The sequence below is a fragment of the Exiguobacterium artemiae 255-15 genome (assembly GCF_000019905.1).
In the GTDB taxonomy this organism is placed as follows: domain Bacteria; phylum Bacillota; class Bacilli; order Exiguobacteriales; family Exiguobacteriaceae; genus Exiguobacterium_A; species Exiguobacterium_A artemiae.
Window position 1 is genome coordinate 1,400,559 of sequence record NC_010556.1, and the last position, 24,085, is coordinate 1,424,643.

Annotated in this window: 26 protein-coding genes and 3 pseudogenes; 19 read left to right on the forward strand and 10 right to left on the reverse strand. The window is 49.9% G+C overall.

Annotated features, from left to right (window positions below; genetic code table 11):
* Nucleotides 1-52 precede the first annotated feature (52 nt).
* From EXIG_RS07280 to EXIG_RS07290, 3 genes are all read left to right on the forward strand, one after another.
* The gene (locus EXIG_RS07280; protein ID WP_012370290.1) at nucleotides 53-1,045 is read left to right on the forward strand and encodes a FecCD family ABC transporter permease; all 993 of its coding nucleotides are present in this window, start codon (nucleotides 53-55) and stop codon (nucleotides 1,043-1,045) included.
* Nucleotides 1,046-2,026 carry a FecCD family ABC transporter permease gene (locus tag EXIG_RS07285; RefSeq protein ID WP_012370291.1) on the forward strand — a complete coding sequence of 327 codons (981 nt, stop codon included), beginning with the start codon at nucleotides 1,046-1,048 and terminating at the stop codon, nucleotides 2,024-2,026.
* A 186-nt stretch (nucleotides 2,027-2,212) separates the two neighbouring features.
* Nucleotides 2,213-3,154: a sensor domain-containing protein gene (locus EXIG_RS07290; RefSeq protein WP_012370292.1), complete on the forward strand. Its 942-nt coding sequence runs from the start codon at nucleotides 2,213-2,215 to the stop codon at nucleotides 3,152-3,154.
* A gap of 91 nt (nucleotides 3,155-3,245) precedes the next feature.
* Here EXIG_RS07290 and EXIG_RS07295 read toward each other — a convergent pair whose 3' ends face one another.
* The 3 genes from EXIG_RS07295 to EXIG_RS07305 are packed head-to-tail and all read right to left on the reverse strand — an operon-like array spanning nucleotide 3,246 to nucleotide 5,834.
* Nucleotides 3,246-3,626: a VOC family protein gene (locus EXIG_RS07295; RefSeq protein ID WP_012370293.1), complete on the reverse strand. Its 381-nt coding sequence runs from the start codon at nucleotides 3,624-3,626 to the stop codon at nucleotides 3,246-3,248.
* Between the two features lie 25 nt (nucleotides 3,627-3,651).
* Complete coding sequence (locus tag EXIG_RS07300; protein WP_012370294.1) at nucleotides 3,652-4,830, reverse strand: MFS transporter; 1,179 nt, start codon at nucleotides 4,828-4,830, stop codon at nucleotides 3,652-3,654.
* Nucleotides 4,827-5,834, reverse strand: coding sequence for an ROK family transcriptional regulator (locus tag EXIG_RS07305; RefSeq protein WP_012370295.1), 1,008 nt, complete (start codon nucleotides 5,832-5,834; stop codon nucleotides 4,827-4,829). The genes EXIG_RS07300 and EXIG_RS07305 overlap by 4 nt, the downstream gene beginning before the upstream one ends.
* A 276-nt stretch (nucleotides 5,835-6,110) precedes the next feature.
* On the opposite strand from EXIG_RS07305, the gene EXIG_RS07310 reads away from it, so the two are divergent.
* The 3 genes and pseudogenes from EXIG_RS07310 to EXIG_RS16235 all read left to right on the forward strand — a co-directional run.
* A complete protein-coding gene (locus EXIG_RS07310; protein ID WP_012370296.1) occupies nucleotides 6,111-6,773 on the forward strand; it encodes a Type 1 glutamine amidotransferase-like domain-containing protein in 663 nt (220 codons plus the stop codon).
* A gap of 15 nt (nucleotides 6,774-6,788) precedes the next feature.
* Nucleotides 6,789-7,328 carry a YdeI/OmpD-associated family protein gene (locus EXIG_RS07315; RefSeq protein WP_012370297.1) on the forward strand — a complete coding sequence of 180 codons (540 nt, stop codon included), beginning with the start codon at nucleotides 6,789-6,791 and terminating at the stop codon, nucleotides 7,326-7,328.
* 120 nt (nucleotides 7,329-7,448) lie between these two features.
* Nucleotides 7,449-7,814: pseudogene (locus EXIG_RS16235) on the forward strand (NUDIX domain-containing protein); the annotation flags it as partial.
* A 124-nt stretch (nucleotides 7,815-7,938) separates the two neighbouring features.
* Here EXIG_RS16235 and EXIG_RS07325 read toward each other — a convergent pair.
* Together EXIG_RS07325 and cls are read right to left on the reverse strand one after the other, a co-directional pair.
* Nucleotides 7,939-8,982, reverse strand: coding sequence for a Fic family protein (locus tag EXIG_RS07325; RefSeq protein WP_041261595.1), 1,044 nt, complete (start codon nucleotides 8,980-8,982; stop codon nucleotides 7,939-7,941).
* Nucleotides 8,983-9,254: 272 nt separating this feature from the next.
* Nucleotides 9,255-10,694 carry a cardiolipin synthase gene (cls, locus tag EXIG_RS07330; protein ID WP_012370299.1) on the reverse strand — a complete coding sequence of 480 codons (1,440 nt, stop codon included), beginning with the start codon at nucleotides 10,692-10,694 and terminating at the stop codon, nucleotides 9,255-9,257.
* Nucleotides 10,695-10,747: 53 nt separating this feature from the next.
* Here cls and EXIG_RS07335 point away from each other — a divergent pair, with 53 nt between their 5' ends.
* Both EXIG_RS07335 and EXIG_RS15915 read left to right on the forward strand, forming a co-directional pair.
* Entirely contained in the window at nucleotides 10,748-11,113 is a 366-nt protein-coding gene (locus EXIG_RS07335) for a hypothetical protein (protein ID WP_041261597.1), read from the forward strand.
* Nucleotides 11,104-11,313, forward strand: coding sequence for a hypothetical protein (locus EXIG_RS15915; RefSeq protein WP_167315843.1), 210 nt, complete (start codon nucleotides 11,104-11,106; stop codon nucleotides 11,311-11,313). The genes EXIG_RS07335 and EXIG_RS15915 overlap by 10 nt, the downstream gene beginning before the upstream one ends.
* Here the strand turns inward: EXIG_RS15915 and EXIG_RS07340 are convergent.
* Nucleotides 11,263-12,135, reverse strand: a complete 873-nt coding sequence (locus tag EXIG_RS07340) for an AI-2E family transporter (protein ID WP_012370300.1) — start codon at nucleotides 12,133-12,135, stop codon at nucleotides 11,263-11,265. The two genes, EXIG_RS15915 and EXIG_RS07340, sit on opposite strands and share 51 nt — an antisense overlap.
* 219 nt (nucleotides 12,136-12,354) lie before the next feature.
* Nucleotides 12,355-12,567 (reverse strand): annotated as a pseudogene (locus EXIG_RS15720) (zinc ribbon domain-containing protein); the annotation flags it as partial.
* Nucleotides 12,568-12,596: 29 nt separating this feature from the next.
* Between EXIG_RS15720 and EXIG_RS15725 the strand changes: the two are divergent.
* From EXIG_RS15725 to EXIG_RS07355, 3 genes and pseudogenes are all read left to right on the forward strand, one after another.
* Nucleotides 12,597-12,905: pseudogene (locus EXIG_RS15725) on the forward strand (VLRF1 family aeRF1-type release factor); the annotation flags it as partial.
* Between the two features lie 50 nt (nucleotides 12,906-12,955).
* The gene (locus tag EXIG_RS07350; RefSeq protein ID WP_012370301.1) at nucleotides 12,956-13,537 is read left to right on the forward strand and encodes a GNAT family N-acetyltransferase; all 582 of its coding nucleotides are present in this window, start codon (nucleotides 12,956-12,958) and stop codon (nucleotides 13,535-13,537) included.
* An 18-nt stretch (nucleotides 13,538-13,555) separates the two neighbouring features.
* A complete protein-coding gene (locus tag EXIG_RS07355) occupies nucleotides 13,556-14,029 on the forward strand; it encodes a GNAT family N-acetyltransferase (RefSeq protein ID WP_012370302.1) in 474 nt (157 codons plus the stop codon).
* Nucleotides 14,030-14,080: 51 nt separating this feature from the next.
* On the opposite strand, the gene EXIG_RS07360 is transcribed toward EXIG_RS07355, so the two are convergent.
* Complete coding sequence (locus EXIG_RS07360) at nucleotides 14,081-15,133, reverse strand: C45 family autoproteolytic acyltransferase/hydrolase (RefSeq protein ID WP_012370303.1); 1,053 nt, start codon at nucleotides 15,131-15,133, stop codon at nucleotides 14,081-14,083.
* 161 nt (nucleotides 15,134-15,294) lie between these two features.
* Here EXIG_RS07360 and EXIG_RS07365 point away from each other — a divergent pair, with 161 nt between their 5' ends.
* The gene (locus tag EXIG_RS07365; protein ID WP_012370304.1) at nucleotides 15,295-17,001 is read left to right on the forward strand and encodes a methyl-accepting chemotaxis protein; all 1,707 of its coding nucleotides are present in this window, start codon (nucleotides 15,295-15,297) and stop codon (nucleotides 16,999-17,001) included.
* Between the two features lie 110 nt (nucleotides 17,002-17,111).
* The gene (locus tag EXIG_RS07370; protein ID WP_012370305.1) at nucleotides 17,112-17,552 is read left to right on the forward strand and encodes a hypothetical protein; all 441 of its coding nucleotides are present in this window, start codon (nucleotides 17,112-17,114) and stop codon (nucleotides 17,550-17,552) included.
* A 52-nt stretch (nucleotides 17,553-17,604) separates the two neighbouring features.
* Here the strand turns inward: EXIG_RS07370 and EXIG_RS07375 are convergent, their stop codons facing one another.
* A complete protein-coding gene (locus EXIG_RS07375) occupies nucleotides 17,605-18,363 on the reverse strand; it encodes a bacteriorhodopsin (RefSeq protein WP_012370306.1) in 759 nt (252 codons plus the stop codon).
* Between the two features lie 191 nt (nucleotides 18,364-18,554).
* Between EXIG_RS07375 and EXIG_RS07380 the strand changes: the two genes are divergently transcribed.
* The 6 genes from EXIG_RS07380 (at nucleotide 18,555) to EXIG_RS07405 (ending at nucleotide 23,361) form a co-directional block, all read left to right on the forward strand.
* On the forward strand, nucleotides 18,555-19,133 hold the full coding sequence (locus EXIG_RS07380; RefSeq protein WP_012370307.1) for a GNAT family N-acetyltransferase: 579 nt from the start codon (nucleotides 18,555-18,557) through the stop codon (nucleotides 19,131-19,133).
* Complete coding sequence (locus EXIG_RS07385; RefSeq protein ID WP_012370308.1) at nucleotides 19,130-19,591, forward strand: VOC family protein; 462 nt, start codon at nucleotides 19,130-19,132, stop codon at nucleotides 19,589-19,591. The genes EXIG_RS07380 and EXIG_RS07385 overlap by 4 nt, the downstream gene beginning before the upstream one ends.
* A complete protein-coding gene (locus EXIG_RS07390) occupies nucleotides 19,581-19,865 on the forward strand; it encodes a hypothetical protein (RefSeq protein WP_012370309.1) in 285 nt (94 codons plus the stop codon). Before EXIG_RS07385 ends, EXIG_RS07390 begins: the two co-directional genes overlap by 11 nt.
* A gap of 89 nt (nucleotides 19,866-19,954) precedes the next feature.
* Nucleotides 19,955-20,272, forward strand: a complete 318-nt coding sequence (locus tag EXIG_RS07395) for an ArsR/SmtB family transcription factor (RefSeq protein ID WP_012370310.1) — start codon at nucleotides 19,955-19,957, stop codon at nucleotides 20,270-20,272.
* A 103-nt stretch (nucleotides 20,273-20,375) separates the two neighbouring features.
* On the forward strand, nucleotides 20,376-21,680 hold the full coding sequence (locus EXIG_RS07400; protein ID WP_012370311.1) for an arsenic transporter: 1,305 nt from the start codon (nucleotides 20,376-20,378) through the stop codon (nucleotides 21,678-21,680).
* A gap of 19 nt (nucleotides 21,681-21,699) precedes the next feature.
* Nucleotides 21,700-23,361 (forward strand): FAD-dependent oxidoreductase, encoded by a 1,662-nt coding sequence (locus EXIG_RS07405; RefSeq protein WP_012370312.1) that lies wholly within the window; start codon nucleotides 21,700-21,702, stop codon nucleotides 23,359-23,361.
* A 48-nt stretch (nucleotides 23,362-23,409) separates the two neighbouring features.
* On the opposite strand, the gene EXIG_RS07410 is transcribed toward EXIG_RS07405, so the two are convergent.
* On the reverse strand, nucleotides 23,410-23,967 hold the full coding sequence (locus EXIG_RS07410) for a hypothetical protein (RefSeq protein ID WP_012370313.1): 558 nt from the start codon (nucleotides 23,965-23,967) through the stop codon (nucleotides 23,410-23,412).
* Nucleotides 23,968-24,085 lie beyond the last annotated feature (118 nt).

The following is a 24,085-nucleotide window of genomic DNA, read 5'->3' on the forward strand; positions in this document are numbered from 1 at the left end:
ACGACACGAGCCAGAGCAATCTGGCTTTTGTTGATGAAAGGGGAAGCCGTTGATGATTCGGAAAACACGATTGATCCGTTTGCTCGTTCTACTTATTGTGCTGATTGGACTCAGCTCCTATCTCAGTCTGTTTCTCGGCGTAACGACGATTCGGCCGCTCGAAGCCATCCGGGAATGGTCATCCGGTGATTTGTCAAAAGAAACATTGGTCCTGACGACACTTCGATTACCACGATTAGTACTGGGACTGATACTCGGGGCAAACCTAGCCGTCGCCGGAGCATTGATGCAGGCCGTCACCCGGAATCCGCTCGCCTCGCCGCAGGTATTTGGTGTCAACGCCGGAGCCTCGTTGTTCGTGATTCTCGCGTTATTGCTGTTCCCGGCGCTCGGGACGGCCAATCTCGTGTACTTCGCTTTCTTTGGTGCAATGATTGGCGGGTTGCTCGTCTTTTCATTTGCGTCCGTCCGCGGTATGACGAGTCTGAAACTGGCCCTCGTCGGGATGGCGATCCACTTGTTGCTGACGTCTTTGACGAAAGGGTTGATTTTATTCAATGACCGGATCACGAATGTCTTGTACTGGTTATCCGGATCGATCAGTGACAGCGGCTGGCTTGAAGTCCGGTTGATTGTGCCGTGGTCGATCATCGGCTTGATCTTAGCCTTCAGCCTGGCCAAATCGCTGGCGATTTTCCAACTCGGTCAGGACGTCGCCGTCGGACTGGGGCAAAACATCACCCGGATCCGGATGCTGGCAGCCGTCGCTGTTGTCTTGCTGGCCGGTGTGACGGTTGCCGTCGCCGGAGCCATCGGCTTCATCGGTCTGATGGTCCCGCACATCGTCCGGCGCCTGGTCGGGGAGGATTACCGGTATGTCCTGCCGGTGTCCGCGTTATGCGGCGGACTGTTGCTGACGTCTGCCGATGTCCTCGCCCGGTTCATCGCTTATCCCTATGAATCACCGGTCGGGATCGTGACGGCATTACTCGGGGCGCCGTTCTTCTTGTATTTAGCGAAACGTCAGACGAAAGGGGTGGCGTAAATGAACAGACTCCGTCAACAACCATGGCTTGGTCTCGTCCTCATGTCGCTCCTTGTCACTGTGCTCAGTTTTTTGTTGCTCGGCGTCGGTTCCGTCTACTTGAAACCGGGTGAAATCGTCGCAGCCTTGCAAGGAGATGGAAGTGCCTTCATCGTCTTGAACTACCGGTTGCCGCGGACACTTCTCGCGTTACTCGCCGGCGGTTGTTTTGCCCTATCCGGTGTTTTGTTGCAGGCGATCATCCGGAATCCGCTCGTCTCCCCGGACGTCATCGGCGTGACGAACGGAGCGGCCTTGTTTACCGTTTTGACAATTGCGTTACTTCCGGACGGTCCGCTCGTTTTGACGCCGCTTGCAGCGATGGGCGGAGCGGCACTCGTGATGATTGCCCTGATGTTACTTGCCGATCACGGCAAGCTGCAACACAGTTCCTTTGCTTTGCTCGGCATCGCCGTCAGTGCGATTTGTGCGTCGGGAACGGAATATCTGTTGATCAAGTTTCCGCTCCAGACGAATGATTCACTCGTTTGGCTTGCCGGCAGTCTGTTCGGCAAAGGCTGGACGGAAGTGTATGTCCTGGCGCCGGTCTTTCTGATTCTCGGACTCGCTATCTGGTCTGGACACCGGCAACTCGATATTCTGTCACTCAGTGAAGACGCAGCGATCGGTCTCGGGTTACGGATGAAACGGACCCGGTATGTCTTTCTCGCGCTTGCTGTTGTTCTCGCTGGTGTCGCCGTCGCGATGGTCGGATCAATCGGGTTCCTTGGACTCGTTGCCCCGCATATAGCCCGACGTTTAATCGGTCACCGGCACCACCTGTTGATTCCGATGGCCGTCCTCGTCGGCGGCGGACTGTTGGTCGTCGCCGATGCGATCGGGCGCGGGATTCATCCGCCGCTTGAAATTCCGGCCGGATTGATCACAGCGATCATCGGTGTACCGTACTTCTTGTATCTGCTGCGGAAAAACCGCGCGTGAATGCGACCAAAACACACTGCCTTGTACCCGTTTCTCTGTTGAGAGATTGTGCGACAAGGCGGTGTTTTTTTGAGTTGAACAGTAAATCAATATCCGATATATGGTAAAATGAAATAGATTAGCAGATGCTGTCTATAAAAAAACTCAGACGAAGTGTTTAAAAACTATGACGTGTCGAGGTGCTGAATGAACATACACTTTGAAGAACTGAAAATGTACACGAAATTTGATGATTTAGCAGATGATTTACTGGATCTTGCAAAAGAGATTCTGCCGGAACAGCTGTTTTATTTATCAGCTATCAATGAGACCGAGCAATTGATCATTAAACTGTCCGAAGAGCAGACCCGGATGCCGGTCACAGAAGGAATGGTCATTGATTTGAATTACTCGCTCTGCCAACGAATCGATTTTCAAACGAAACAACCGCTTATATACGAAGATGTCACAAAAGACCGCAGTCTCGACGGCATGAGGGAAGTACTGGAAGGGGCGAATGTTCAGTCCTATTTAGGGATTCCGATTTCGCTTGCGAACGGAGAAAAGTTCGGTACATTGTGCGCCATCAATGATGAAGTCAGTTTGTTCGAGAGCAAGAGTATCGAGTTACTGCAACGGATCGTCCGCCTGTTTTCGTATTATCTGGAACTCGAGCGGTTTGCCTGGCGTGACATGTTGACGGATCTGTACAATCGGCGGTATTTGACGCATCAATTCGACCAGCAACCGGAGACGGAAGGGGCCTTGTTCTTCCTTGATTTGGACGGCTTCAAAAATGTCAACGATGTGTACGGACACGATGCCGGGGACGCTGTTCTGCAGGAGGTCGCAAGACGATTGAAGTCACTGATTGCAGGACAAAAAGAAGCCTATGCCGTCCGCTTGGGCGGAGACGAATTCGTCATTCGGTTTACGCACTTTGATTCTCAGCAAGCATTGATCGATCAAGCAGATGAAATTCTTGTCCGGTTGAGTACGTGGGACACATATGAACTGTCGACCAGCATCGGAATCGTCGCCTACAAAGACGCTGACAGCAGTCTGAAAACGCTGCTCCGCCAAGCGGATATCGCGTTATACGAAGCAAAATCATCAGGAAAAAACAGGTACAAACTGTTTACAGAATGATTGGCCGGACACATGCAAAAGAAAACACCATGAAGTTCGACGTCTCCTTGACCGGAAGCGTACGAAACAGCATGGTGTTTTTGAATTAGTGTCAGACGGTCAGTTCGATCGTCAGTCCTTCCGGATCAAGAAAGACGCTTTCATAGTAGCCGTCGCCTGTCAGACGCGGACCGTCGATTCGGTTATAGCCGTCCTCCTCGAGCCGTGCCGTCAGCTGATCGACAGCGAACCGGCTGCCGAGCGAAAAGGCAATGTGGGCGTAACCGAACCGGTCGCGCGGCGCATCGTGATCGATATCCGTCCGGTGCATCAACTCGAGCCGGGCGCCTGACTTAAAGTGGAGAAAGTAGGACGAAAATCCTTTGAGCGGATTATGGTACAACGCATTGGCCTGCGCCTCGAGATACGTTTCGTAAAAGTGTTTCATCCGTTCGAGATCCTTGACCCAAACGGCGATATGTTCAATCTTCATGAGAGCAGACTCCTTTTTGAATGATTTAGGAAGCGCGGGACAATGCCCGTTTCGCAAGGACACGGTTCAGCCGTTCGGAACAGAGCAACAGGAACAGAATCATCAGGAAACCTGTCACCGGGAACAGCTGTAACGTCAGGAACGAGGCGAGAACACCGAACAACGGCGGCAAAAACGTACTGCCGCTGTAGGCGAAGGCCATCTGAACCCCCATCAGCCGTTTCGCCGCGTCCTGGCCGAACCGGACCGGCGTCTCATGTAACATGGCCGGATAAATCGGCGCGAGTCCGAGTCCGATCAGGATAAATCCGGTCAGCATCAAACCGTCGAGCGGCAGGAAGAACAGCAGACTGCCGAGCAGAGCCGTCCCTTGCCCCAACCGAATCAACTGGCGGTTCGTCATCCGGAGCGATAAAAAGCCGCTCAAAAACCGGCCGACGGTGATGCTGCCGTAATAGACGGAAATCCAGGTGGCCGCTGTTTCGACGGAAAAAGATTTGACCTGGACGAGATAACTGCTGCCCCATAAACCGATCAATGCTTCAGCACCGCAATAGAGGACAAACGAGGCGAGCGCGAACGGGAGACCGGTCAAACGCTTCGCCTGTGTTCCGTGTAAGGACAGTTCTTCAGGCGGTACTGCAATTGCGACCGGTGCCTGTTTCCAAAGCGGAACGCTTAAAACGAGCAGCAAGGCAAGACCGAACTGGACCAGTGCGACAGTCAGATATCCGCTGCGCCAGTCGCCCGATTCGCTCATCATCGCTGCCATAATCAACGGTCCGGCCGTAGCGCCGACGCCCCAAAAGCAGTGAAGCCAGTTCATATGGTGTGCTTTGTAACGGGTCGCGACAAAATGATTGAGTGCCGCGTCGACGACGCCGGCACCGAGACCGAGCGGAATCGCGAGCAGGAACAGCCAGAGCAACGAAGGGGCAAAATAAAATCCGAGCAGGCTGCCAGCCGTAACTGCAGCACAGAAGGCGGTGATATGACTCGTTTCAAACCGGTTGAGAATTTTGCCGCTGAACAGACTCGAGATGATCGTTCCGCCGGCAATCGTCATGAACAGCCAGCCGGCGACTTCGAGATTCGCCCCGAACTCTGTCCGCATGACGGGCCAGGCAACGCCGAGTAACGAATCCGGTAATCCTAAACTGATGAAGGCAAGATAGATGATGCTGAGTAACCAGACTCCACTCATGTTGATGTCCCCTTTATTGGTTGTTCTATCTGAAGTTGTAATCCGAGACGTGTCAAGCCGTTCAGATAATCGGTTTCCCAGTTACTCCGGACGAGCCGGGGAATATGGGTTTCCGGGATATAGCGGGCTGTTGTCGTCCGGATTTGTTCCAAATCTGACGCCGTCACTTCCGCGCTGTTAAAAATCAACAGATGCGGATTCAGTGTCGCGGCGAACGTCGTCGTCAACCGGCTGATCGCATCAATCGTGTCCGCGTTCAAGACATCACTTCGTTCGGCGATCCGTTGTCCGAACGTCGCCTTGTCATACTGCGGGACAAGGGAAATTTCACCGGCAAAGTGGCTGCTGCCGCGGACGAGTTGTCCGTTGATTAAAATCCCGGAACCGGGTCCGTTTTTTCCTAAGTACAAATAAATCAGGGACTGTTGCCGCTGCTGATAGGCTTCGTGAAAGCCGATGACGGCGGCATTCATGTCATTTTCGACGACGACCGGCAAGTGGAACTCGGATTCGAGCGTCTGTTTCAGATCGACCTGTTGCAAAGACGGATAATCCGGTGCAAAAAAGACTTGCCCGTTTTCGACAGATGCCGCCACGCCGACACTTAAAAAAGTGATACGCGGATCTTGCGCAAGCAACCGGTGAATCAGGCAGACGAGAGCCGGAACGTGCGGTTGCTGACGGGGAACGGATTCCGTTCCGTTCGTCAGTAATGTGCCGACAGCGTCGAAAATCCGGTAACCGATGGCATCGAGTTCGAGATACAGCGCCAATCCGTGAGTGTGATCGGCCCGGGAACGATAGCGTTTAGCCGGACGTCCGCCGCTCGATACATCCGAATCCTCTTCATCGACCTCACCGTGCTCGATTAAAATGTCCAAATGTTTTTTGATTGTCGGGAAACTCGTCGAAAGCGTCCGGCTCAGTTCCGGAATCGTCTGAAGCCGATCGAATAAGAGGGCTTGCCGCAACTGGATTAATAAATCCGTGTTCATACCGGCCATGAGGGACCTCCTTTATACTTTTTAAAATATTTTAATAAGTGCTCGGATTGAGTGTAGCAAGCAGAGGTTTAAAAAGCAAATGCTTTTAAAAACTTAAGTTGTTTGTCGTACGCGAATCAAGAGGACCATGATGTAGGTAACGGCTGCCAAAGTTCTTGCACACATGACCCGCACGGCTGAAAGGGGCTGGATGACCGGCAGGGAAATCTTTTGAAAATGGAGAAATATACAAAATCACAGCATGGTTCGATATTTTAAGCAGAAAGAAGGGTTCTTATGAAATTATTGCTGACTTCAGGCGGCATTCAAAATGACAGCCAACGTCGGGCGCTCGTCGATCTACTCGGAAAACCGATTGAGGAAGCACATGCCCTCTGCATTCCGACAGCCGTCTACGGAATGAAAGAAGGACCGTACCACGCATACTTGTTCATCACAGGAACGGGTTCCACTCCGATGTGTGAATTAGGATTTCAGTCGGTGGGTGTTCTCGAATTGACGGCACTGCCCATTCTCGATGAATCACTCTGGGTGCCGCTTGTCGAACAGGCCGATGTGTTGTTGGTAAATGGCGGTGATCCCTTATTTTTAAACTACTGGATGAAAAAGTCGGGACTTGCCGACCGATTGCCTTCGCTAAAAGCAGTCTACGTCGGATTGAGTGCCGGCAGTATGGTGCTGACACCAAGGATTGGTCATGCGTTCGTGGAGTGGACAGCACCTCATACAACGACAGATGAAACCCTTGGATTAGTTGAATTTTCGATTTTCCCCCATCTGGATCACGAACTGTTACCGGAAAATACATTGGACGAAGCCGTCAAATGGGCGGCTGATCTCACAGGACCATCCTATGCGATTGATGATCAAACGGCGATTCAGGTTGTTGATGGCGTAGTGAAAGTGATCTCAGAAGGTCACTGGAAACGATTTGATTGAACTGAGGTGAGACCAGTGGAGATCACGACACAATTGTACGTCGAACATATCGGGCAATGGCGGAGTTGGCTGGAAAACCATCATCTGACAGAGACCGAAGTTTGGCTCGTATTTGATAAAAAAGATGCAGAAAAATATCAGTTGGATTATATCGAAACCGTCGAAGAAGCACTTTGTTTTGGTTGGATTGACGGGATTAAAAAGAAGGACGGGGACCGTCTGCTTCAGCGATTTACACCGCGTCGGACAAACAGTCACTGGACCGAACTGAATAAAGAACGGGTTCGTCGACTGATGGCACTCGGAAAGATGCGAGAACAAGGGATAAAGGTGACACCTGACTTGACAGTACCGTTTGAAATTGATCACATCATCATCACGGAACTGAAAAAAGATCCGGACACCTATCAATTTTTCCGGACGTTGCCGGAGCTCTACATCCGTGTCAGGATTAGTTATATCCAGGACTGCAAGCGAGACAGCGCGGAGTATGAAAAAACGTCTGACCAAGTTTTTGAACTATACGGCGCAACGGCGACTGTTTGGTCGCTATGACGACGGAGGGAAATTGACGGGAGACTATAAAGGAGATGACTGATGATGGATTCTGAACAGGAGAAACCGACTTTTGGTGTGAAACTGAAGGGATGATACTACCAGTATAAGCAAAGTGTCTATGGCATCGCATACGATCAACGACAGCAGACATTTTTAACCGTCGAGACTAAATGGAACAATCTTTTGTTGCCGGGTGGGGGAGTCGAGCGAGGAGAAACACCGGAGCAAGCACTCCACAGAGAGCTACTTGAAGAGACCAGGTTTACGATTCAAATTGATGCGTTGATCGGCCGTGCCGAACAGTATCTAATGGCACCAAGCGGAGAAGCGATCCTGAATGATGCATCCTTTTTTGAGATACGATTGCTAAAGCAGATTCAAGTTTCCCGTGAACTGAATCATCGTCTAGTCTGGCAGCCACTTCAATCAGTGAATGAATTGTTTCATACACATCAGGCGTGGGCAGTCAGGGGAGGGTTATAGTATAAGGAAGAACACCTCTGAATCTAATACCTAGAAAAATGAAAAGCATCAGGTATTCGGGATTGTCACGTGTACTCGATGCTTTTTCATTTTTAGAATCCTAGGACGAGTGGTAAGATCAAGGTTATCTTTTGATCCATTTTGCTCCTCGTCCACGTCCTGACGGTTTTATGAGTCCCTCATCCCGAAGTTCACGCAGAAGCCGATTGATGGTGGCTTCGCTGACATCCGGACAGGCATTACGGACATCCGCTTTCGTAAACGGTGTGATTCGGCTTTCGACAAATTGACGAATTCGTCCCGCCTTATTTTGATTGCCGGTCGTAATCAGTCCGACCCGATCCTCGAGTTCCTTATACGCGGCAAGGATTGTGCTCAACAGGTAGTTTACCCACGGGAAAGGATCTTGCTGATTCTGATGCCAGTGGATAGAGGATAGTCGAAGCGATTCATAATAATCTTCTTTACGCGACTCGACGATCTTTTCCAGACTAATGTACCGTCCAACCTCGAAACCTTCCTGGTAAAGTAGTAATAGTGTTAATAAGCGTGACATCCGACCATTTCCATCATTGAATGGATGAATCGACAAGAAATCGAGTACAAAGAGGCTCGTCAAGATAAGTGGATCGACATCTTCTTGTTGTCGCCGCTCACGCAAACTATCGCATAATGCCTGGACTGAGGCAGGAGTCTCGAATGCCGGCACCGGAACGAAACGTGTTCGTCGTGTCCCGTCAGGAAAGGATTCACTGATTTCGTTATCGACATTCTTCCATCGTCCACCCTCGACGGGAACGAATTTATAAAGCTCCTTGTGAAGTTGTAATAATACGTTCGCATTGATCGGGATATCTCGTGCTGAAGCATGAATTAAATTCAAAACATCTCGGTAACCGGCAATTTCCGCCTCAGAACGGTCGGCGGGATCGGCTGATTTCGACATGATGGTATGGAGGCGGCTTTCTGTAACGACAATTCCCTCAATCGCGTTCGATGCTTTTGTCGACTGAATGACAGCTACGTCTCGTAACGTATCGAGAACTTGAGGAGCCTGTTGTTTATATAAATCTTGTTTTCCTTTATATTCATTGATCCGGCTGATCAAGCGGACTGTTTCCATCGGTAGTGCAATGGTATTTAAATAACGATACGTATAGTTTCTCACATGTAGCGCCTCTTTCATTAATAGACTCATTGATAGCTAAACATATTCATTTATTAAAGAAATGAATATGTTTAATTAAACTATAACGTATTTAAACGTGTTCAAAAAGAATAAACATACTCATTTTAGGATGAAATGAGTATGTTTATTCAAAAATGAACTAATTAATATGGATTTAAAACAGTTAAACATAGTCAAAAACAATTAAAATGAACATGTTTACATGAAAATGAGCTAATTTATGATTTAAACGATTGCAGCTACTCGTAACGTCACAAAATCGGTGACAACAGACGCGAGATACTTTCTTTAAAGCGGATCATCCGCGGACGGGCGGCGTATTTTTCTCGTGTCAGCAAGGCACTGTCGGCGACGTCCGATAAGAAGAGCAGCTCCAGTTCTTCTGCAATCGCCGCATCGTACAAAATCGCATTCATTTCAAAGTTCAGCCGGAAGCTCCGGGCATCGATATTCGTCGTCCCGACCGAAGCGATTTTCCCGTCGACGACAATCGTCTTCGCATGCATGAAGCCGATTTCGTACGTGTAGACTTCGGCCCCGTGTTGAATCAATTCGCCGACTGCCGCGTACGTCGCCCAGTAGACAAAGGGATGGTCCGGTTGATTCGGAATCATGATTTTGAGCGAAACGCCGGAAGCCAGGGCAATCTGGCAGGCGTCCATGAAACTGGCATCCGGAATGAAGTAGGGCGACTGGATGTAAACCGATTTTTCGGCAGAATGAATCATCTGAATCAGCATATTTTTCAAATACTCCGTCTCGGATGTCGGACCGGACGTCACGATTTGAACCGGTACATGATCCGTCGCTGCAGCATGCGGCGGAATCGGTGCGGTCGACCAGTCGGTCCGCTCGTTGCTCGCAGCGTCCCAGTCCTGTTCGAAATGAAATTCGAGTTCTTCGACGACCGGACCAAGAACCCGCAGATGGGTATCCCGCCAGTAGCCGAACTGTTCGTCTTCCCCGAGGTATTCCGATCCGACGTTAAAGCCGCCGATATAGCCGATTTGCCGGTCGATCGTACAGAGTTTCCGGTGATTCCGGTTGTTGATGCGCAGGTTGAAGATACCGAGCGGCGACGAGAAGAACGAGCGGACCTCGCCGCCGTCCTGTTTGAACGACGCGAAATCCTTGGCTTTCAGTTTCCACGAACCGACGGCGTCATACAGAATCCGGACTTTGACGCCGCGCTTGGCCTGTTCGAACAAAGCGTTCAGCAGACGGTCGCCGAGCGGATCACGTTTTAAGATAAAATACTGGATATTGATTTCGACTTGCGCGCTTTTAATGTCAGCAAGTAACGTATCGAATTTCTGATGACCGTCGAACAGGCTCCGGACGACCGTCGCCTCCGTCAACAGGGCACCTGATGAACGATTCGCCTGAATCAGCTTCCGGTACGGATAAAGTGGTGTATTGGGGGGAATCGCTTCAGCTGCCTGTTCGGTAAGGTCTTGTTCGCGCGCCAACCGGCGATCTTCCGGCACATGATAAAACGAATCCTGTTTCAAGGAGCGGCCGAACAACAAGTAAATCAAAAAGCCGATGACCGGCAGGAACAAGAGGATCATCAGCCAGGCCCAGGTTGCACTGACATCGCGCCGCTCAAAAAACAGGATGGCGATTGCTGCTGCAAAGTTGGCAATCAACACGACATAGAGCAAAATCTTCAGGATTAGGGTATAGTCCATCAATACGAACACCTCGTTTTCAGAAAATAGGACTTTGACGGGAGGGGAACAGCATGTTTTCGGAATGGATCCGGTTCATCTCGAGTATCCTATTCATCCCGATTTCGGATGATCTGCTGGTCATCCGTCAAATCAGCAGTTGGCTCCGGCAGAATCAAAACCCTGCCGTGATTTTTCTGTTGGTCTGGTCGGCTTGCTTCATCTGTTTTAATCTGTTTTATGCGATTCCCCGGTTCTTTCGGGAACTGCCCTTCTTTCAAAAGTTATTGACCAATAAACATCTGGCGAAAGCGGAAGCGATTCTACAGGAAAAAGGTACGGTCGCCATCGCGATGTCGTTTTTCCTGCCCGGTGTCCGGCGCCGATCCACTATATGTCCGGACTGCTGGCCTATCCATACCGTCCGTATGTGCTGGTAACGCTAGCCGGAACTGGCGTTTATGCGATGCTGTGGACGATTCTCGTCAATCGTCTCGGTGCCTATGGTCTGTTAAACCGCTTTTCGATGTGGTGGGCGACCCATGGCGGTGTCATCCTGTTACCCGGCCTGCTGATTCTGACGGGTGTATTAGGTTGGATTTTCCGGGACACGATCCGGAACTGGTTTGTCCGCCCGTAACGCGGTCTTCCGGAGTTGTGCCAACTTGATGATGTTGAGGACCGTCACTTTTGCGAGGGCGTAAAAGGGAACGGCGAGCAACATGCCGAGAATCCCTGCCAGTTGACCGGCGACGAGCAAGACGACCGTGATCGTAATCGGATGAACCTTCAGGGATTTTCCCTGGACGAGCGGCGAGATGACATTGGCATCCAGTTGCTGGACGATCGTAATGCCGATGATGACATACAGTCCTTTGATCGGTTCGTCCAAAAAGCCGATCAAGACGGCCGGTGCCGCACCGAGAAACGGTCCGAGGTACGGAATGATGTTCGTCGCGAAGATGAACAGACCGAGCGGTAAGAAGTACGGAACATCGAGCCACCAGAGGACAAGTGTCGCGAGACTCCAGACGAAGGAACAGACAATCAATTGCGCTCGGACATACGAGCGGATCGTTCCGTTCATGTCTTTTAAAATCAACAGCGCCTCCTTGCGATAACCGACCGGGATGAACTGGACTAAGGCATTCGGTAGTTTTTTCCCGTCGAACAGCATGAAAATGTATAAAAACAGGGCGATGAATAATGTGAAGACGGTCGAAGCGATGAATTGAATCAGCCAAATTACAGAACCGGCAATTGAGGAAAAGACGTTTCCAAGAAGCGCGGTCGCACTTTTCATCGAGTTCTCGACAGACGACAATTGATTGTCGAGTGTCGGGATGGAGGTTCCATATTTCGCATAGAGGGATAACGATTGGGTATAGAGACGCTCGGCAAAACCGGGTACGGCACCGATGAAAGCGAAAAGCTGTTTCGTGATGAGCGGAAATAAGGTCAACAGAAAAACCCGTGACGATGATTAGTAGTAAGACGAGGACGATGAAAATAGCCAGCTTGCGCGAGCGCAGCCGACGGACAGATAAAACAGGATACCGGCGACGATGAACGGAGTGAAGATCGTTGTAAACAGAACGAACAGCGGTTGAACTACCTCCACCTATGCTTCGCTTAGAGATGAAGGATTCCTGAGTTATCCGACCTAATGGTTGAAACCTGATCAGGCTAGCCCCGTCGTCCCGACGGTTGAAGAAGCTAAGATACGTTCGGCTTCTTGTTTGAGATTCAGTCCTGCGTTCACATCCCGGTCGTGATGGATCCCGCAAATCGGACATGTCCATTTCCGCAAGCCAAGATGTTTCACGTCTTGGTGTTGATGTCCGCAACTGGAACACAGTTGACTAGAAGAAAAGGTCTTGCCGACCTTTACGACTTGGAGAAGTCGAGGCGACGCATGACTACGAGCTGGATCTCGATACTGGACAGTGGCGGCGTTATCAGGGACGAAGCGGACGAAGTGGTGCTTCAAGCAGCAATCAGACGGATGATTTCCGCGATCGGGTTGAAAAGCAGGCAGAACGGTTTTACCGCGAGTTGTCGGGAGAGGTCGAAAAACTAAACCGATCACTGGATTGGGATCAGATCATCGTCATCGGCGAGCGGTCACAAGCGAATTTCCTCGAGCAGGCGTTAACGACAAAACCCAAACAGGTCATTCATAAAAATTTGTCGCAATCGAGCCAACAACAGATTCTCAAGCAGGTATTTTGAGCGTCGACGTCTAAAGTATAGCTTTAGACGTACATAGGGAGTGAAGAAACATGTTCATGCACCAGATTACCGATCAACTAAGTGTGAAATTGATTGAGCGCCAGGATGCCGAGACGCTCTACGCGCTGATTGACGCCAACCGGGATCACTTGCGGGAATGGCTCGGCTGGGTCGACGGAGCGACCGGACCCGACATCTACCGGAACGAAATCATTCCAGCCTGGTTGACAGACTATGCGAACGGCAACGGTTTTGCCTGTGGGATTTATTTTGAGGGCGAACTCGTCGGGACGATTGCCTTACACGAAATCAATCAGATGTTACGGCAAACGTCGATCGGTTATTACCTGACCGGGAACGGACGCGGCAAAGGATTGATGACGACGGTCGTCGCTTTCATCACCGACTATTGTTTCACGAAATTACAACTGAACCGGGTCGTCATCGAGTGTGCCGTTGATAATACCCGAAGCCGGAAGATTCCTGAACGTTTAGGTTTTCAGCAGGAAGGGATTCTGCGTGACGCGGAGCTTTTGTACGGGGCGTATCATGATATTGCCGTTTATGCGATGCTCGCAAAAGACTGGTCCGACACGTGCGTATCATCCGTACAAAATCAGCAAATGAATTAAAGCAGGAGGTGCCACGGAATGGTTCAATTCATAAAAATGACAGAAGCAGCCTATGCTGCATACTTACCGGAAGCCATTAAGGAATATGCCGAAGAGAAGGTCAAGGCCGGAACATGGGCAGAGGTAGAAGCGCTTGACCGGTCAGCCGCCGAGTACGGCCAATTATTACCGGACGGTATCCAGACGAAACAGCATTATCTGTTTTCGATCGTTGACGATCCCGAACAGCCGCCGGTCGGTATGATTTGGTTTCAATTAAGTGAATCGACGCACGGTCGAACCGCCTTTATCTTTGATTTCAAAATCGAAGAAGGTCATCAAGGGAAAGGGTACGGACGGCAAGCGATGGAAGTACTGGAGCAGGTCGCCCGACGGATGAACATTAAAAAAATCAAATTGCATGTCTTTGCGCATAACACGCGGGCGATTCATCTTTATGAGACAACCGGATTCGTCACGACGGATTTACATATGACGAAAACCTTGAACTGACAAACAAACACCTCTGTTGTCCAAAATGGACGACAGAGGTGTTTGTTGTCTTCAGCGCCACGTCTGAAGGGTATTTGCGAACTGGATATCCGTTTCAAGTTCGCCATGAATGTGTGTGGACGAAAAGTCGTTTCCGGCCAGCCAATCTTTAAAATCAAACGTAACCGGCTCTTGATCACTGCCGAGAGCGAACCAGACTTTCATGTCGGTCGGGAAATAGGCTGACGTATGAATCGTGCCTGCCCAGTGACTGTACAACTCGGAGAAGACCCCTTTATCGGAATCGTTTAACAGACGGAATGCCGATTCCGCATCCTGAATCAAATGCTGGTGCGTCTTCAGTTCCATCATCCGGCGTTTCGAATCGTCGAGGTGGAACCGGTTTTCGTGTTGCAGCAGATCAAAATGATTCGTACAGAGATTCGTCTCCCGGACTTCGATGTCGCGGGCTGTCGCTTCGATGACGAATGACCGGTTCGACCGGTCATGGACGACATAACTGAAAGATCCCCGGTGCGGCATTTCTTTGACGAGCGAAATCGCATCTTCGACCGAGGTACATGTCTCAAGGATGATCCGCCCAATCATGAAACTGACGAAGCCGTCTCCCGGACGACGGCGGTTGATGAAGTTATAGCCCATCGCTAGACCATGTTCGTTCATCCCGTCCATTCGCCCGGTGACACGGGACGCCGGGCCGATGATGGCGGAACCGCCATCCGTCGGTTGAAAGACAGAGAAGCGTCCATCGTACGTCATCGGATGATAATCATAATTACGGACGAGGAAGTTATCGCCCGTCATGATGGAACAGCCGCTGCTCGGTCCTTCGACGCGGTAATGGCCAAAATGAAGCAACGTATCGGCGAGCGATAATTCGAGCTCATCCTGTAAGCCGAGTAACTCATCCCAGATATACGGGGCGTAGCGGAGAAACATCTCTTTTGTTTCGACCGGATCGACCTGAAAACGGGGAACCCGGATTTTCCAGTTATCTTCACGGTTATGCAACAGTTCGTTGCGTTTGACGTAACGGCCCTGTTCGCGACCGAACTCATAGTGCGTGCCGCGGAACTGCGTAATTTCGTTTGAGACAGACTGCACAGCGTTCACTCCTTTTGTTTCTGTATGATTCTGATTATATCGAATCTGCCACGACCTGTCGTAAACCAGGGCTTAGTACAACACATCCGGAATATGAAAAATGAGAAAAGACTGAATCATTTGTGGAACTGACCGATAAACAGGTGGGAGGGGTCTACATAATGAAAAATTTATCAGTACGGAAAAAGATTCAACTGTTGATTGCGACGGCCATCGTCGCGATGATTTTATTAGCCAGTGCAGGACTCTATTTTTTAAATCAGATGTCAAATGCCTCGCAGGCGATGTATAAGGAAAATCTGATTCCGGTCCAGGAAGTGGCGCAAATCCGGATTGATACACGGGCGCTTGATTCGTTCCTCGTCGAAATGATGCTGACGAAAGATCCGGCCCGGATTGAAGAATTGGGGGCACAAATCGATCAACGGCAAGCGCAAATCCGTTCTTCCCTCAACAAATTCGAACGTACATCTGTACCGACGAAACAATCAGAAAAACAAGTCGAGAACTTAAAGGATAGTGTCTTGGCATATGATAACGGCTTGAGCACGATTCAGGATCTGGTCACACAGGGAGATAAGGAACAGGGCTACCGCTTCTATTCGGAAAGTCTCGAGAAAACACGGGACGAAGTCGCCAATACGGCGAAGAGTCTGATGATGTCAATGACAAAACAGTCGAAAGACATCAACGCACTGAACCAACAGGAAAAGCAGACTGCTTTTTACATCATGCTCGGGATTTTCCTGCTCGCCTTGTTATTGTTTGCCGGTCTTGCACTCTATATCACGCGTCTGATCACCAAACCAATCCGTTCGCTGCAAGGCTGGATGAAGCAGTCGGGTGAAGGTGATTTGACGGTCCGCGGAGACTACGTTTCCAAAGACGAGCTCGGACAATTGACGACGTCGTTTAATACGATGACGGAGCAACTTCATCACGTCATCATCGAAATGACGGATACGTCGAAACACGTTGCGACAGCATCGGACGAATTAAGTACGAATGCGGAAGCGACGACAAAAGCGACGGAAATGGTCGCCGTGACGATGGAAGAAATCGCAAGCGGGGCCAGCCAACAATTGAACCAGGTGTCCGGGGCATCGCGGACTGTCCAGGACTTAACGTCCGGTGTCAGTCAGGTCGCCGGGAATGCCCAACAGATGACGGATGCGACGGGTGATGCGATGGACAAGGTCACCCACGGCGGTCAGGTCGTCCGCCAGCTCGGACAGCAGATGGAACGGATCAACACCGACTTTACGGAACTCGGTCACGTCATCGTCGGACTCGGCAACCGGTCGCAGGAAATCGGACAAATCACCGATTCGATCACGGGTATTGCGGCGCAGACGAACCTGCTCGCACTGAACGCGGCAATCGAAGCAGCGAGAGCCGGAGAACAAGGGCGCGGATTTGCTGTCGTCGCTGCCGAAGTCAAGACGCTCGCTGAACAATCGGCACTAGCCGCGAAACAAATCGAGAGTTTGATTCAAGTCATTCAACAAGAAACGGAACAGTCCGTCGTTTCGATGGAAAAAGTCACGACGGAAATGACGAACGGCATTCAGGTTGCCGGCGAAGCGAGTGCTTCATTTGAAGCAATCGAACGGTCCATTAGTGATGTGACGGGGCAAGTCGAAGAAGTGTCCGGTGCCGTTCAGGAAATGGCGGCCGGTAGTGAACAGATTTCCGCAATCATGCGGGAGATTCAAGGTGTGACGGAAAGTACGGCCGCCGGAACGGAAAATATTTCGGCTTCGACGGAAGAACAGATGGCTTCAATGCAGGAAATCTCGTCCGCGTCGCAATCACTGGCGACCATGGCAGAAGACCTAAAACGGTTGTCGAGCCGTTTTAACGTCTAATAAATCAGACAGGTACCTAAAACAGGTATCTGTTTTTTTAATGGAAAAAGCAGGTATTTGAGGTGGTGAACAGTAATAGGTAGAAAAAGTGAGTAAGGGAGGTTACGGATATGGGATCACATGAAATCATTGAATGGATTTTATATGGGATATTCGGTTTGATTGTGCTTCCAATTGTCGTGTTCGGCTTCGTGAAGACGGGAAAAAAACGGATGTTGGCTTTGATGACGGCAGGAGTGCTCTGTCTGATGTTCGGCAGTTTTTTAATGAGCCAGCCGGATGACGAAGACATCAAAGCGCAGATTCAGGAAAACGTGGCAGCCGTCAAACCATATCTTGCGAAAGAGTTTCCAGGCGAAAAGTGGACCATCTCAACCGTTCCTTTTCAAAAAGACGAATATCAGCACGTCAATCCTTATTTCATAACCGTCGTCTTTCAAAATGAACCGGATGCTGCGTATGAGTACAATGTTAATCGCAACGGACGCGTCGAACTGGTCGGGTTTTCCAGTAAAAGTGATTACCATGAGTTTAACCACTTGGAAAAATGAAAAGAATCAAAAAAACAGCCCACCGCGAGGCGGAACTGTTTCAAACATCCGTTCAGGACGTCAGCGTTTTTCCTTTGGAAGACGATAGCGACGACATCGTTTTGACGGCGAAGAAGGCAATCAAACCGAACCCGACCTTGTTCGTTAAATCGGCAAAGTTGTAAATCAATTCGCGGACGAGCTGGATTTCAACTCCCGGCGCAAACAACGTGACAGCGTAACCGATCGGATAGATGGCCCAACCGATCAGGATGAACAACCGCATTTTCAGAAGAGCATCGCGAATTGGAGCCGGTTTGTTTTCCGCAGCTTTCGTGACATTCGTAAACAGCAGATAGATGATATAGATCCAGGCGAAACATCCAATCAGATACGACCACAGTCCGAGTTGCGTGAAACCGCCGGCGATGTTGATTGAGGATTCGCCGATGTAGCCGCCTACAATCATGATCACGTCAGCGATTACGAGTTTCGTCAGCAAGGGCCGGCCGAGCCGACCTTTCAGACCGAGCAACAATGGAAACTTGACTAGCAACAGAGGCGTCGTGACGAGCCAGTCGATATAACGGATTTCTGTTGGAAAACCGTCGATTTCTGACAACAGACCGGACGTTCCGACGGCATCTTTCATAAAGTAATAATGAATGGCCGCGACAAAGGTGACGAGTGCAGCGACGGTAGCGGTGGAGCGGTATTCCGGTGCCAGTGAATTCCGTTCGACTAAAAAGTAGAGTGTCCCGGCGGCCATTCCGACGAATCCGACCCAAAACATATACTGCGTGGCAAGAACGAGTAAATTGACTTCTTCCATGATCAGTCACTCCTTCGATCAGTCACTCCTTCATTACACAAAACACGCGTTTCTATACATTTAGTATAGGACGACACTGGCAACAACGAAGTGCTTCAACCGTTGCGTGATGTGCGGTGAGGTACTGAAAAGACACAAGTTAGACGAAAGATTCAAACCGAAACCAAGACATCAAAACTGGAGGAATCAATATGCCTTTTCCCACTTTAGAAACATCCCGTCTCGCACTGGTGGAAGTAACACCGGAACACGCTTCGTCACTCTTTCATATCTTATCGAACGAAACCGTCACCCGCTTTTACGGAATGGATCCGCTTCGTGAACAAAACGATGCGTTGAACATCATAGGGTCTTTCAAACAGACGTATGACACGCAACAAGGCATTCGTTGGGGTATCCTGATCCGTGACAGCGGGACGTTTATCGGGACGCTTGGTCTGAATCACCTCAGCCTGTACAGCAAAAAGGCGGAGATCGGCTTTGAACTTGATCCTGCGCACTGGCGGCGTGGTTATGCAGCAGAAGCGATTCAAGCTGTGTTGGAATATGCCTTCGAGACACTGGCATTACACCGGATGGGTGCCGTGACATTTTTAGAAAACGAGGCATCCGTTCAACTGTTAAAACGACTCGGATTCGAAGAGGAAGGGATTTTGCGTGGTTATCTTTATCAAGACGGCTCGTCGCACGATGGACGGATTTTTTCATTGCTGCAACCAGATTATCAGTTGATGGTACGGGAACAACACGCACAGGAAAAACCGGTATGAAAGTGAACCGGATTGATCATGTCAGTATCAACGTACTGAGTTTAGTGGAAGTGACACATTTTTTCGTCAGCCTGGGATTCGTCGTAAAAGGTGAATGGGAATCGTCCGGACCGCAACTCGACCGGATTACCGGTCTGCGTAACGTCAAGACTTCATGTGCCGCTCTCGGCGTACCCGACGGAGAGACGTGGCTTGAACTCGTTCAATATCAGAATCCAGTCGATACTGGTCAATCATCAAACGAAGTTCACGCGGCAGGTCTTCGTCATCTTTGTCTCAATGTCGAGTCGCTTGACGCGATGATGACAATCGTGAACGAGCAGGGCTATACTTCAATCAGTCCGGCAGAGCAGTTTGGAGAAACGTACCGAATTTGTTATGTCAGGGGACCGGAAGGCATCATACTGGAAATAGCAGAAAACTATCTTAAACTAAAGAAGGGAAAAGATGTTTCGTAATTCAAAAGGCAGCACGCAAGTCTGGCTCAATGATCTTGGTGTTTGTTTATTCGTCCTGATCGGTCTGACGCTTGCGACGTATCCTGTCGTCATCACGGCATCTGGACGGTTGATGTACGATGAATCAATCTGGCTGAGTACAACGGAAATGAACAAATTCATCACCTTTTATTTTTCTGCATTTTTTGCCTATTTTTTAATCGTAAATCAATTGTATCCCCGTTTTAATAGACGTCAGCTAAAAAAAGACTTGAATAACAAAGAGGTTATATAATAAATTGGTTATATAGAGAAAATCGTCAGTCTGAACGTGTCGGCTGACGATTTTCCCGTTGAAGCTCAATCCGGAAAGGAGGAATTGACTTGATTCGTACGGCGAACCCTGTCGAAGAGATGAGCCAGTTCTTGAAACTGCTCAGTGACAGTACACGTCTTGAAGTGTTGCGTCGGTTGCATGCCCGGGAACATTGTGTCTGTGATTTTGTCGAAATGTTTGATATCTCACAACCCGCCGTCAGCCGTCACTTAAAATTGTTGCGTCAAGCACAGGTGATTTTGGAACGGCGTGAACGGCAATGGATTTATTTCCGATTGAATCCGGATCATCCGCAACATGACTTGTTGTTGACGATCTTAAACTCGATGGAACCATTACCAGTTTCTTTACCAAAGAGTTGCTGAGTTTTAAGTAAATAAACAGAGCTGATACATAACGGAAATGTTATGTAAGAAAAAATGTATTTAGCCGTTGTAAAACAGAGGAAAAAATTAATCAAGAAATGAAGTGAACGCATTGACCGGAACACATCTACTTGCGATCGGGATTTTCCTGATCACCTTATTTTTAATCATCAAACAACCAAAAGGTCTAGGCATCGGCTACTCCGCGATAGGAATGGCATTGATTGCTTTACTGACCGGCGCAGTGAATCTGGATGATGTCTCGACGGTTTGGGGCATCATCTGGAACGCAACCTTTACCTTCATCGCCCTGATCATCATCTCGTTGATTTTGGACGAAATCGGCTTCTTCGAATGGGCGGCGCTTCACATGGCACGTATCGCAAAAGGCGGCGGCGTCAAACTGTTTGTTTACCTGACATTGCTCGGCGCACTCGTATCCGCCTTGTTTGCGAACGACGGGGCTGCCTTGATCCTGACACCGATTGTTCTTGCCATAGTCCGCTACTTAAAATTACCGGACTACGTCGTTTTGGCGTACGTGTTTGCGTCCGGCTTCATTGCCGATACGGCGAGTCTGCCGTTCGTCGTCTCCAACCTCGTCAATATCGTCTCGGCCGACTTCTTTGACATCGGTTTTACGGAATATGCCTCACGGATGGTCTTCGTGAACGTCTTTTCCGTCATCGGCAGTCTGCTTGTGTTGTATCTTTACTTCCGCAAAAGTATTCCGAAGACCTACGACGTGACGCAACTTGTCGCACCGAGCACGGCAATTAAGGATCAGCGGATGTTCAAGTTATCGTGGCTGGTTCTCGTGCTGCTTGTCGTCGGCTACTTCACGAGTGACTTCATCGGCATTCCGGTCAGTCTCGTTGCCGGCGTCATCGCCTTGTTCTTCCTGTTGATGGCGCGTCGTTCACCTAGTGTGCCGACGAAAAAAGTCATCGCCGGTGCACCGTGGGCGATCGTCTTCTTCTCGCTCGGAATGTATATCGTCGTTTATGGTCTGCAAAATGCCGGGTTGACGCAAGTGCTTGCCGAAGTCATCGACGGTTTTGCGACGACGCTTGCCGGTGCGACGTTCGGGATGGGCTTCCTCGCCGCCATTCTGTCATCGATTATGAACAATATGCCGACCGTCATGATTGATGCCCTGGCAATCGAGCACAGTCAGACGACCGGCATCATCCGTGAAGCCTTGATTTATGCCAATGTCATCGGTTCCGATTTAGGTCCGAAGATTACACCGATCGGCAGTCTGGCAACACTGCTGTGGTTGCATGTCTTACGCTCGAAAGGTGTCAGAATCGGCTGGGGACAATACTTTAAAATCGGTACGATCCTGACGATTCCAACGCTTGCGATTACGTTGCTCGGATTGTACATCAGCTTGTTACTTTATTAATTTTCAGGAGGACACTTACATGAAATTGTTGATCATTGGTTCAGTTGCCGCCGGAACATCGGTCGGTGCAAAAGCACGCCGGAACAGTGAAGATTTACAGATTACGATTTATGACCGCGATCAGGACATCTCCTATTCCGGTTGCGGGATTCCGTACTTCGTCGGCGGTGAGATTGCCGACATCGACGAATTGACACCGCGCGATGCCGCATTCTTCAAAAAACGTTATAACATCGACATCCACACAAGACACGAAGTCGAATCGATTGATCACGCAACGAAAACGGCGACCATCGTTAATCTGGCGACCGGTGATCGGTTGACGGATACGTACGATACGCTGGTGCTTGCGACCGGTGCATCAAGCATCGTTCCGCCCTTACAGGGTGTCGATCACGACAACGTCTTCACGGTGCGCAATGTCCGGAATGCCGATGCGATCCGCTCATACATCGACGCCCATAATCCAAAAACGGCAACGATTGTCGGCGGCGGTTTCATCGGTCTTGAGATGGCCGAGCAACTGTCATACCGCGGGATTCAGGTGACACTCGTCGAACGTTTGCCGCAAGTCATGCCACCGCTTGACCGTGACATGGCAGAACGGGTTGCTGATCATTTAAGAGATAAAGGCGTCTCACTGTTGCTCGGAGAATCGGTGACGGCATTAAACGGGACGGAGCGGGTCACGGACATCGCCCTTGAAAGTGGCAAATCAATTGCGACAGAGCTCGTCATCCTGTCAGTCGGGGTCAAACCGAATACGGAGCTCGCCAAACAGATCGGCGTTGGGCTTGGTCAGACAGGCGCAATCGCCGTCAACCGGAAGATGCAGACGAACGTGGCAGATATCTATGCCGTCGGTGACGTCGCGGAAAGTTTCTCCGTCATTACCGGAGAAGCGATTTATCGTCCGCTCGGCTCGACCGCCAACAAGATGGGCCGGATTGCCGGGATGGTCATCACCGGGGAAGAAGCGGAACACCGCGGAATTCTTGGAACCGGCATCTTCAAAGCGTTTGATCTGACGGTCGCCCAAACCGGCTTGACGGAAAAAGAAGCGCGGGAAGCCGGATACGACATCGAAGTTCTCCACAATATTAAACCGGATCGTCCGGAATATATGGGTGGAAAAGAAATGACGATCAAGGCGATTGCCGACCGGGCGACAGGACGGGTCCTTGGCGCACAAATCGTTGGTCCGCAAGGGGTCGACAAACGGATTGATGTCCTCGCGACAGCGATTACGTTCAAGGCAAAAGCAGAAGATCTGTTCCACCTTGATCTTGCCTATGCGCCGCCGTTTGCGACAACAAAGGATCCGGTGCTCTATACCGGAATGGCACTCGACAATGCGATTAAAAAAACAGCCCGTCTGATGACACCAAATGAGTTGATCGAACAGGTCGCCGGCGGCAAGTCGTTCCAAATCATCGATACCCGTTCGAAAGCCCAGTTCGAAAAAAATCACGTCGACGGCGCGATTCATATCCCGCTCGGTGAACTGCGGACACGGGCGAAGGAACTCGATCCGACGTTGCCGACGATTGTTTACTGTAACAAAGGGGTGACCGGGAACGCCGCACAAAACGTGCTCAAAAACCTAGGTTTTACGGATGTCTGTAACTTATCCGGCGGTAATAAAAACTATCAACATTGCAAAAAGTGTCTGACCGAGTAATGGTCCGATGACAAAAAGCGGTTCTTCTTCGCAGAAGAGCCGCTTTTTTTACTGTGCATACCGGTAAGTATGCTCAATCCGTTGACGGATGCTGTCCGGCAAGGAAGCAGCGAGTGCGGTTTGTAACCGTTCCGGCGCGTCGAGCGGGTGAGACTGCCAGTAGTCTTCAAGGAGACGGACTTTGGATTCGCGTCCCGGCATCAATAGATAGAAGACGTACCAATCCTCAAGATGCATGAACGGATAGCGTTGTCCACCGAAACTGACCTGTTCCGTCATAGCCGTCTCATCAAAAATGAATGAAAAAACGCCTGCTTTATGTTGAATTTTGAAATCGACGATGAGATCCAGTTCAACGCTTCCAATCGTGTATTCTTCAAACCGGCGTGTCAAAAAAACTCCTTTATCTTGAGACGGCTGTTGTTTACCGAACTGCTTCAAAATCCGTTCAGCCACAGCGAAATCGTCCGGATGAAAGAGCAAATCCACATCGTTTGGATGCTCCACCAACCCATGGTGGGCGAGGAGAACCGAACCACCAATGCCCCATCTGACGTGAGCAGAGGCAAAGAGTGGGGAAAGGAGAGAAATCACGGATTCAATCATTTAAAATTCCTCCTGTGCAAACTATTGATTCTGTGAAATTACATTCAGCTTAGCAAACAAGCGCACTGAAATGAATCATTTTTTGGTCATCACCACTGTATGCTCAGGATAGGATTTC

Bases quoted from the DNA above. Each gene is read 5' to 3' on its own strand.
- EXIG_RS07280 (WP_012370290.1), top strand. From the start codon at position 53: ATGATTCGGAAAACACGATTGATCCGTTTGCTCGTTCTACTTATTGTG.
- EXIG_RS07285 (WP_012370291.1), top strand. From the start codon at position 1,046: ATGAACAGACTCCGTCAACAACCATGGCTTGGTCTCGTCCTCATGTCG.
- EXIG_RS07290 (WP_012370292.1), top strand. From the start codon at position 2,213: ATGAACATACACTTTGAAGAACTGAAAATGTACACGAAATTTGATGAT.
- EXIG_RS07295 (WP_012370293.1), bottom strand. From the start codon at position 3,626: ATGAAGATTGAACATATCGCCGTTTGGGTCAAGGATCTCGAACGGATG.
- EXIG_RS07300 (WP_012370294.1), bottom strand. From the start codon at position 4,830: ATGAGTGGAGTCTGGTTACTCAGCATCATCTATCTTGCCTTCATCAGT.
- EXIG_RS07305 (WP_012370295.1), bottom strand. From the start codon at position 5,834: ATGGCCGGTATGAACACGGATTTATTAATCCAGTTGCGGCAAGCCCTC.
- EXIG_RS07310 (WP_012370296.1), top strand. From the start codon at position 6,111: ATGAAATTATTGCTGACTTCAGGCGGCATTCAAAATGACAGCCAACGT.
- cls (WP_012370299.1), bottom strand. From the start codon at position 10,694: ATGGACTATACCCTAATCCTGAAGATTTTGCTCTATGTCGTGTTGATT.
- EXIG_RS07335 (WP_041261597.1), top strand. From the start codon at position 10,748: ATGTTTTCGGAATGGATCCGGTTCATCTCGAGTATCCTATTCATCCCG.
- EXIG_RS07350 (WP_012370301.1), top strand. From the start codon at position 12,956: ATGTTCATGCACCAGATTACCGATCAACTAAGTGTGAAATTGATTGAG.
- EXIG_RS07355 (WP_012370302.1), top strand. From the start codon at position 13,556: ATGGTTCAATTCATAAAAATGACAGAAGCAGCCTATGCTGCATACTTA.
- EXIG_RS07365 (WP_012370304.1), top strand. From the start codon at position 15,295: ATGAAAAATTTATCAGTACGGAAAAAGATTCAACTGTTGATTGCGACG.
- EXIG_RS07370 (WP_012370305.1), top strand. From the start codon at position 17,112: ATGGGATCACATGAAATCATTGAATGGATTTTATATGGGATATTCGGT.
- EXIG_RS07375 (WP_012370306.1), bottom strand. From the start codon at position 18,363: ATGGAAGAAGTCAATTTACTCGTTCTTGCCACGCAGTATATGTTTTGG.
- EXIG_RS07380 (WP_012370307.1), top strand. From the start codon at position 18,555: ATGCCTTTTCCCACTTTAGAAACATCCCGTCTCGCACTGGTGGAAGTA.
- EXIG_RS07385 (WP_012370308.1), top strand. From the start codon at position 19,130: ATGAAAGTGAACCGGATTGATCATGTCAGTATCAACGTACTGAGTTTA.
- EXIG_RS07390 (WP_012370309.1), top strand. From the start codon at position 19,581: ATGTTTCGTAATTCAAAAGGCAGCACGCAAGTCTGGCTCAATGATCTT.
- EXIG_RS07405 (WP_012370312.1), top strand. From the start codon at position 21,700: ATGAAATTGTTGATCATTGGTTCAGTTGCCGCCGGAACATCGGTCGGT.
- EXIG_RS07410 (WP_012370313.1), bottom strand. From the start codon at position 23,967: ATGATTGAATCCGTGATTTCTCTCCTTTCCCCACTCTTTGCCTCTGCT.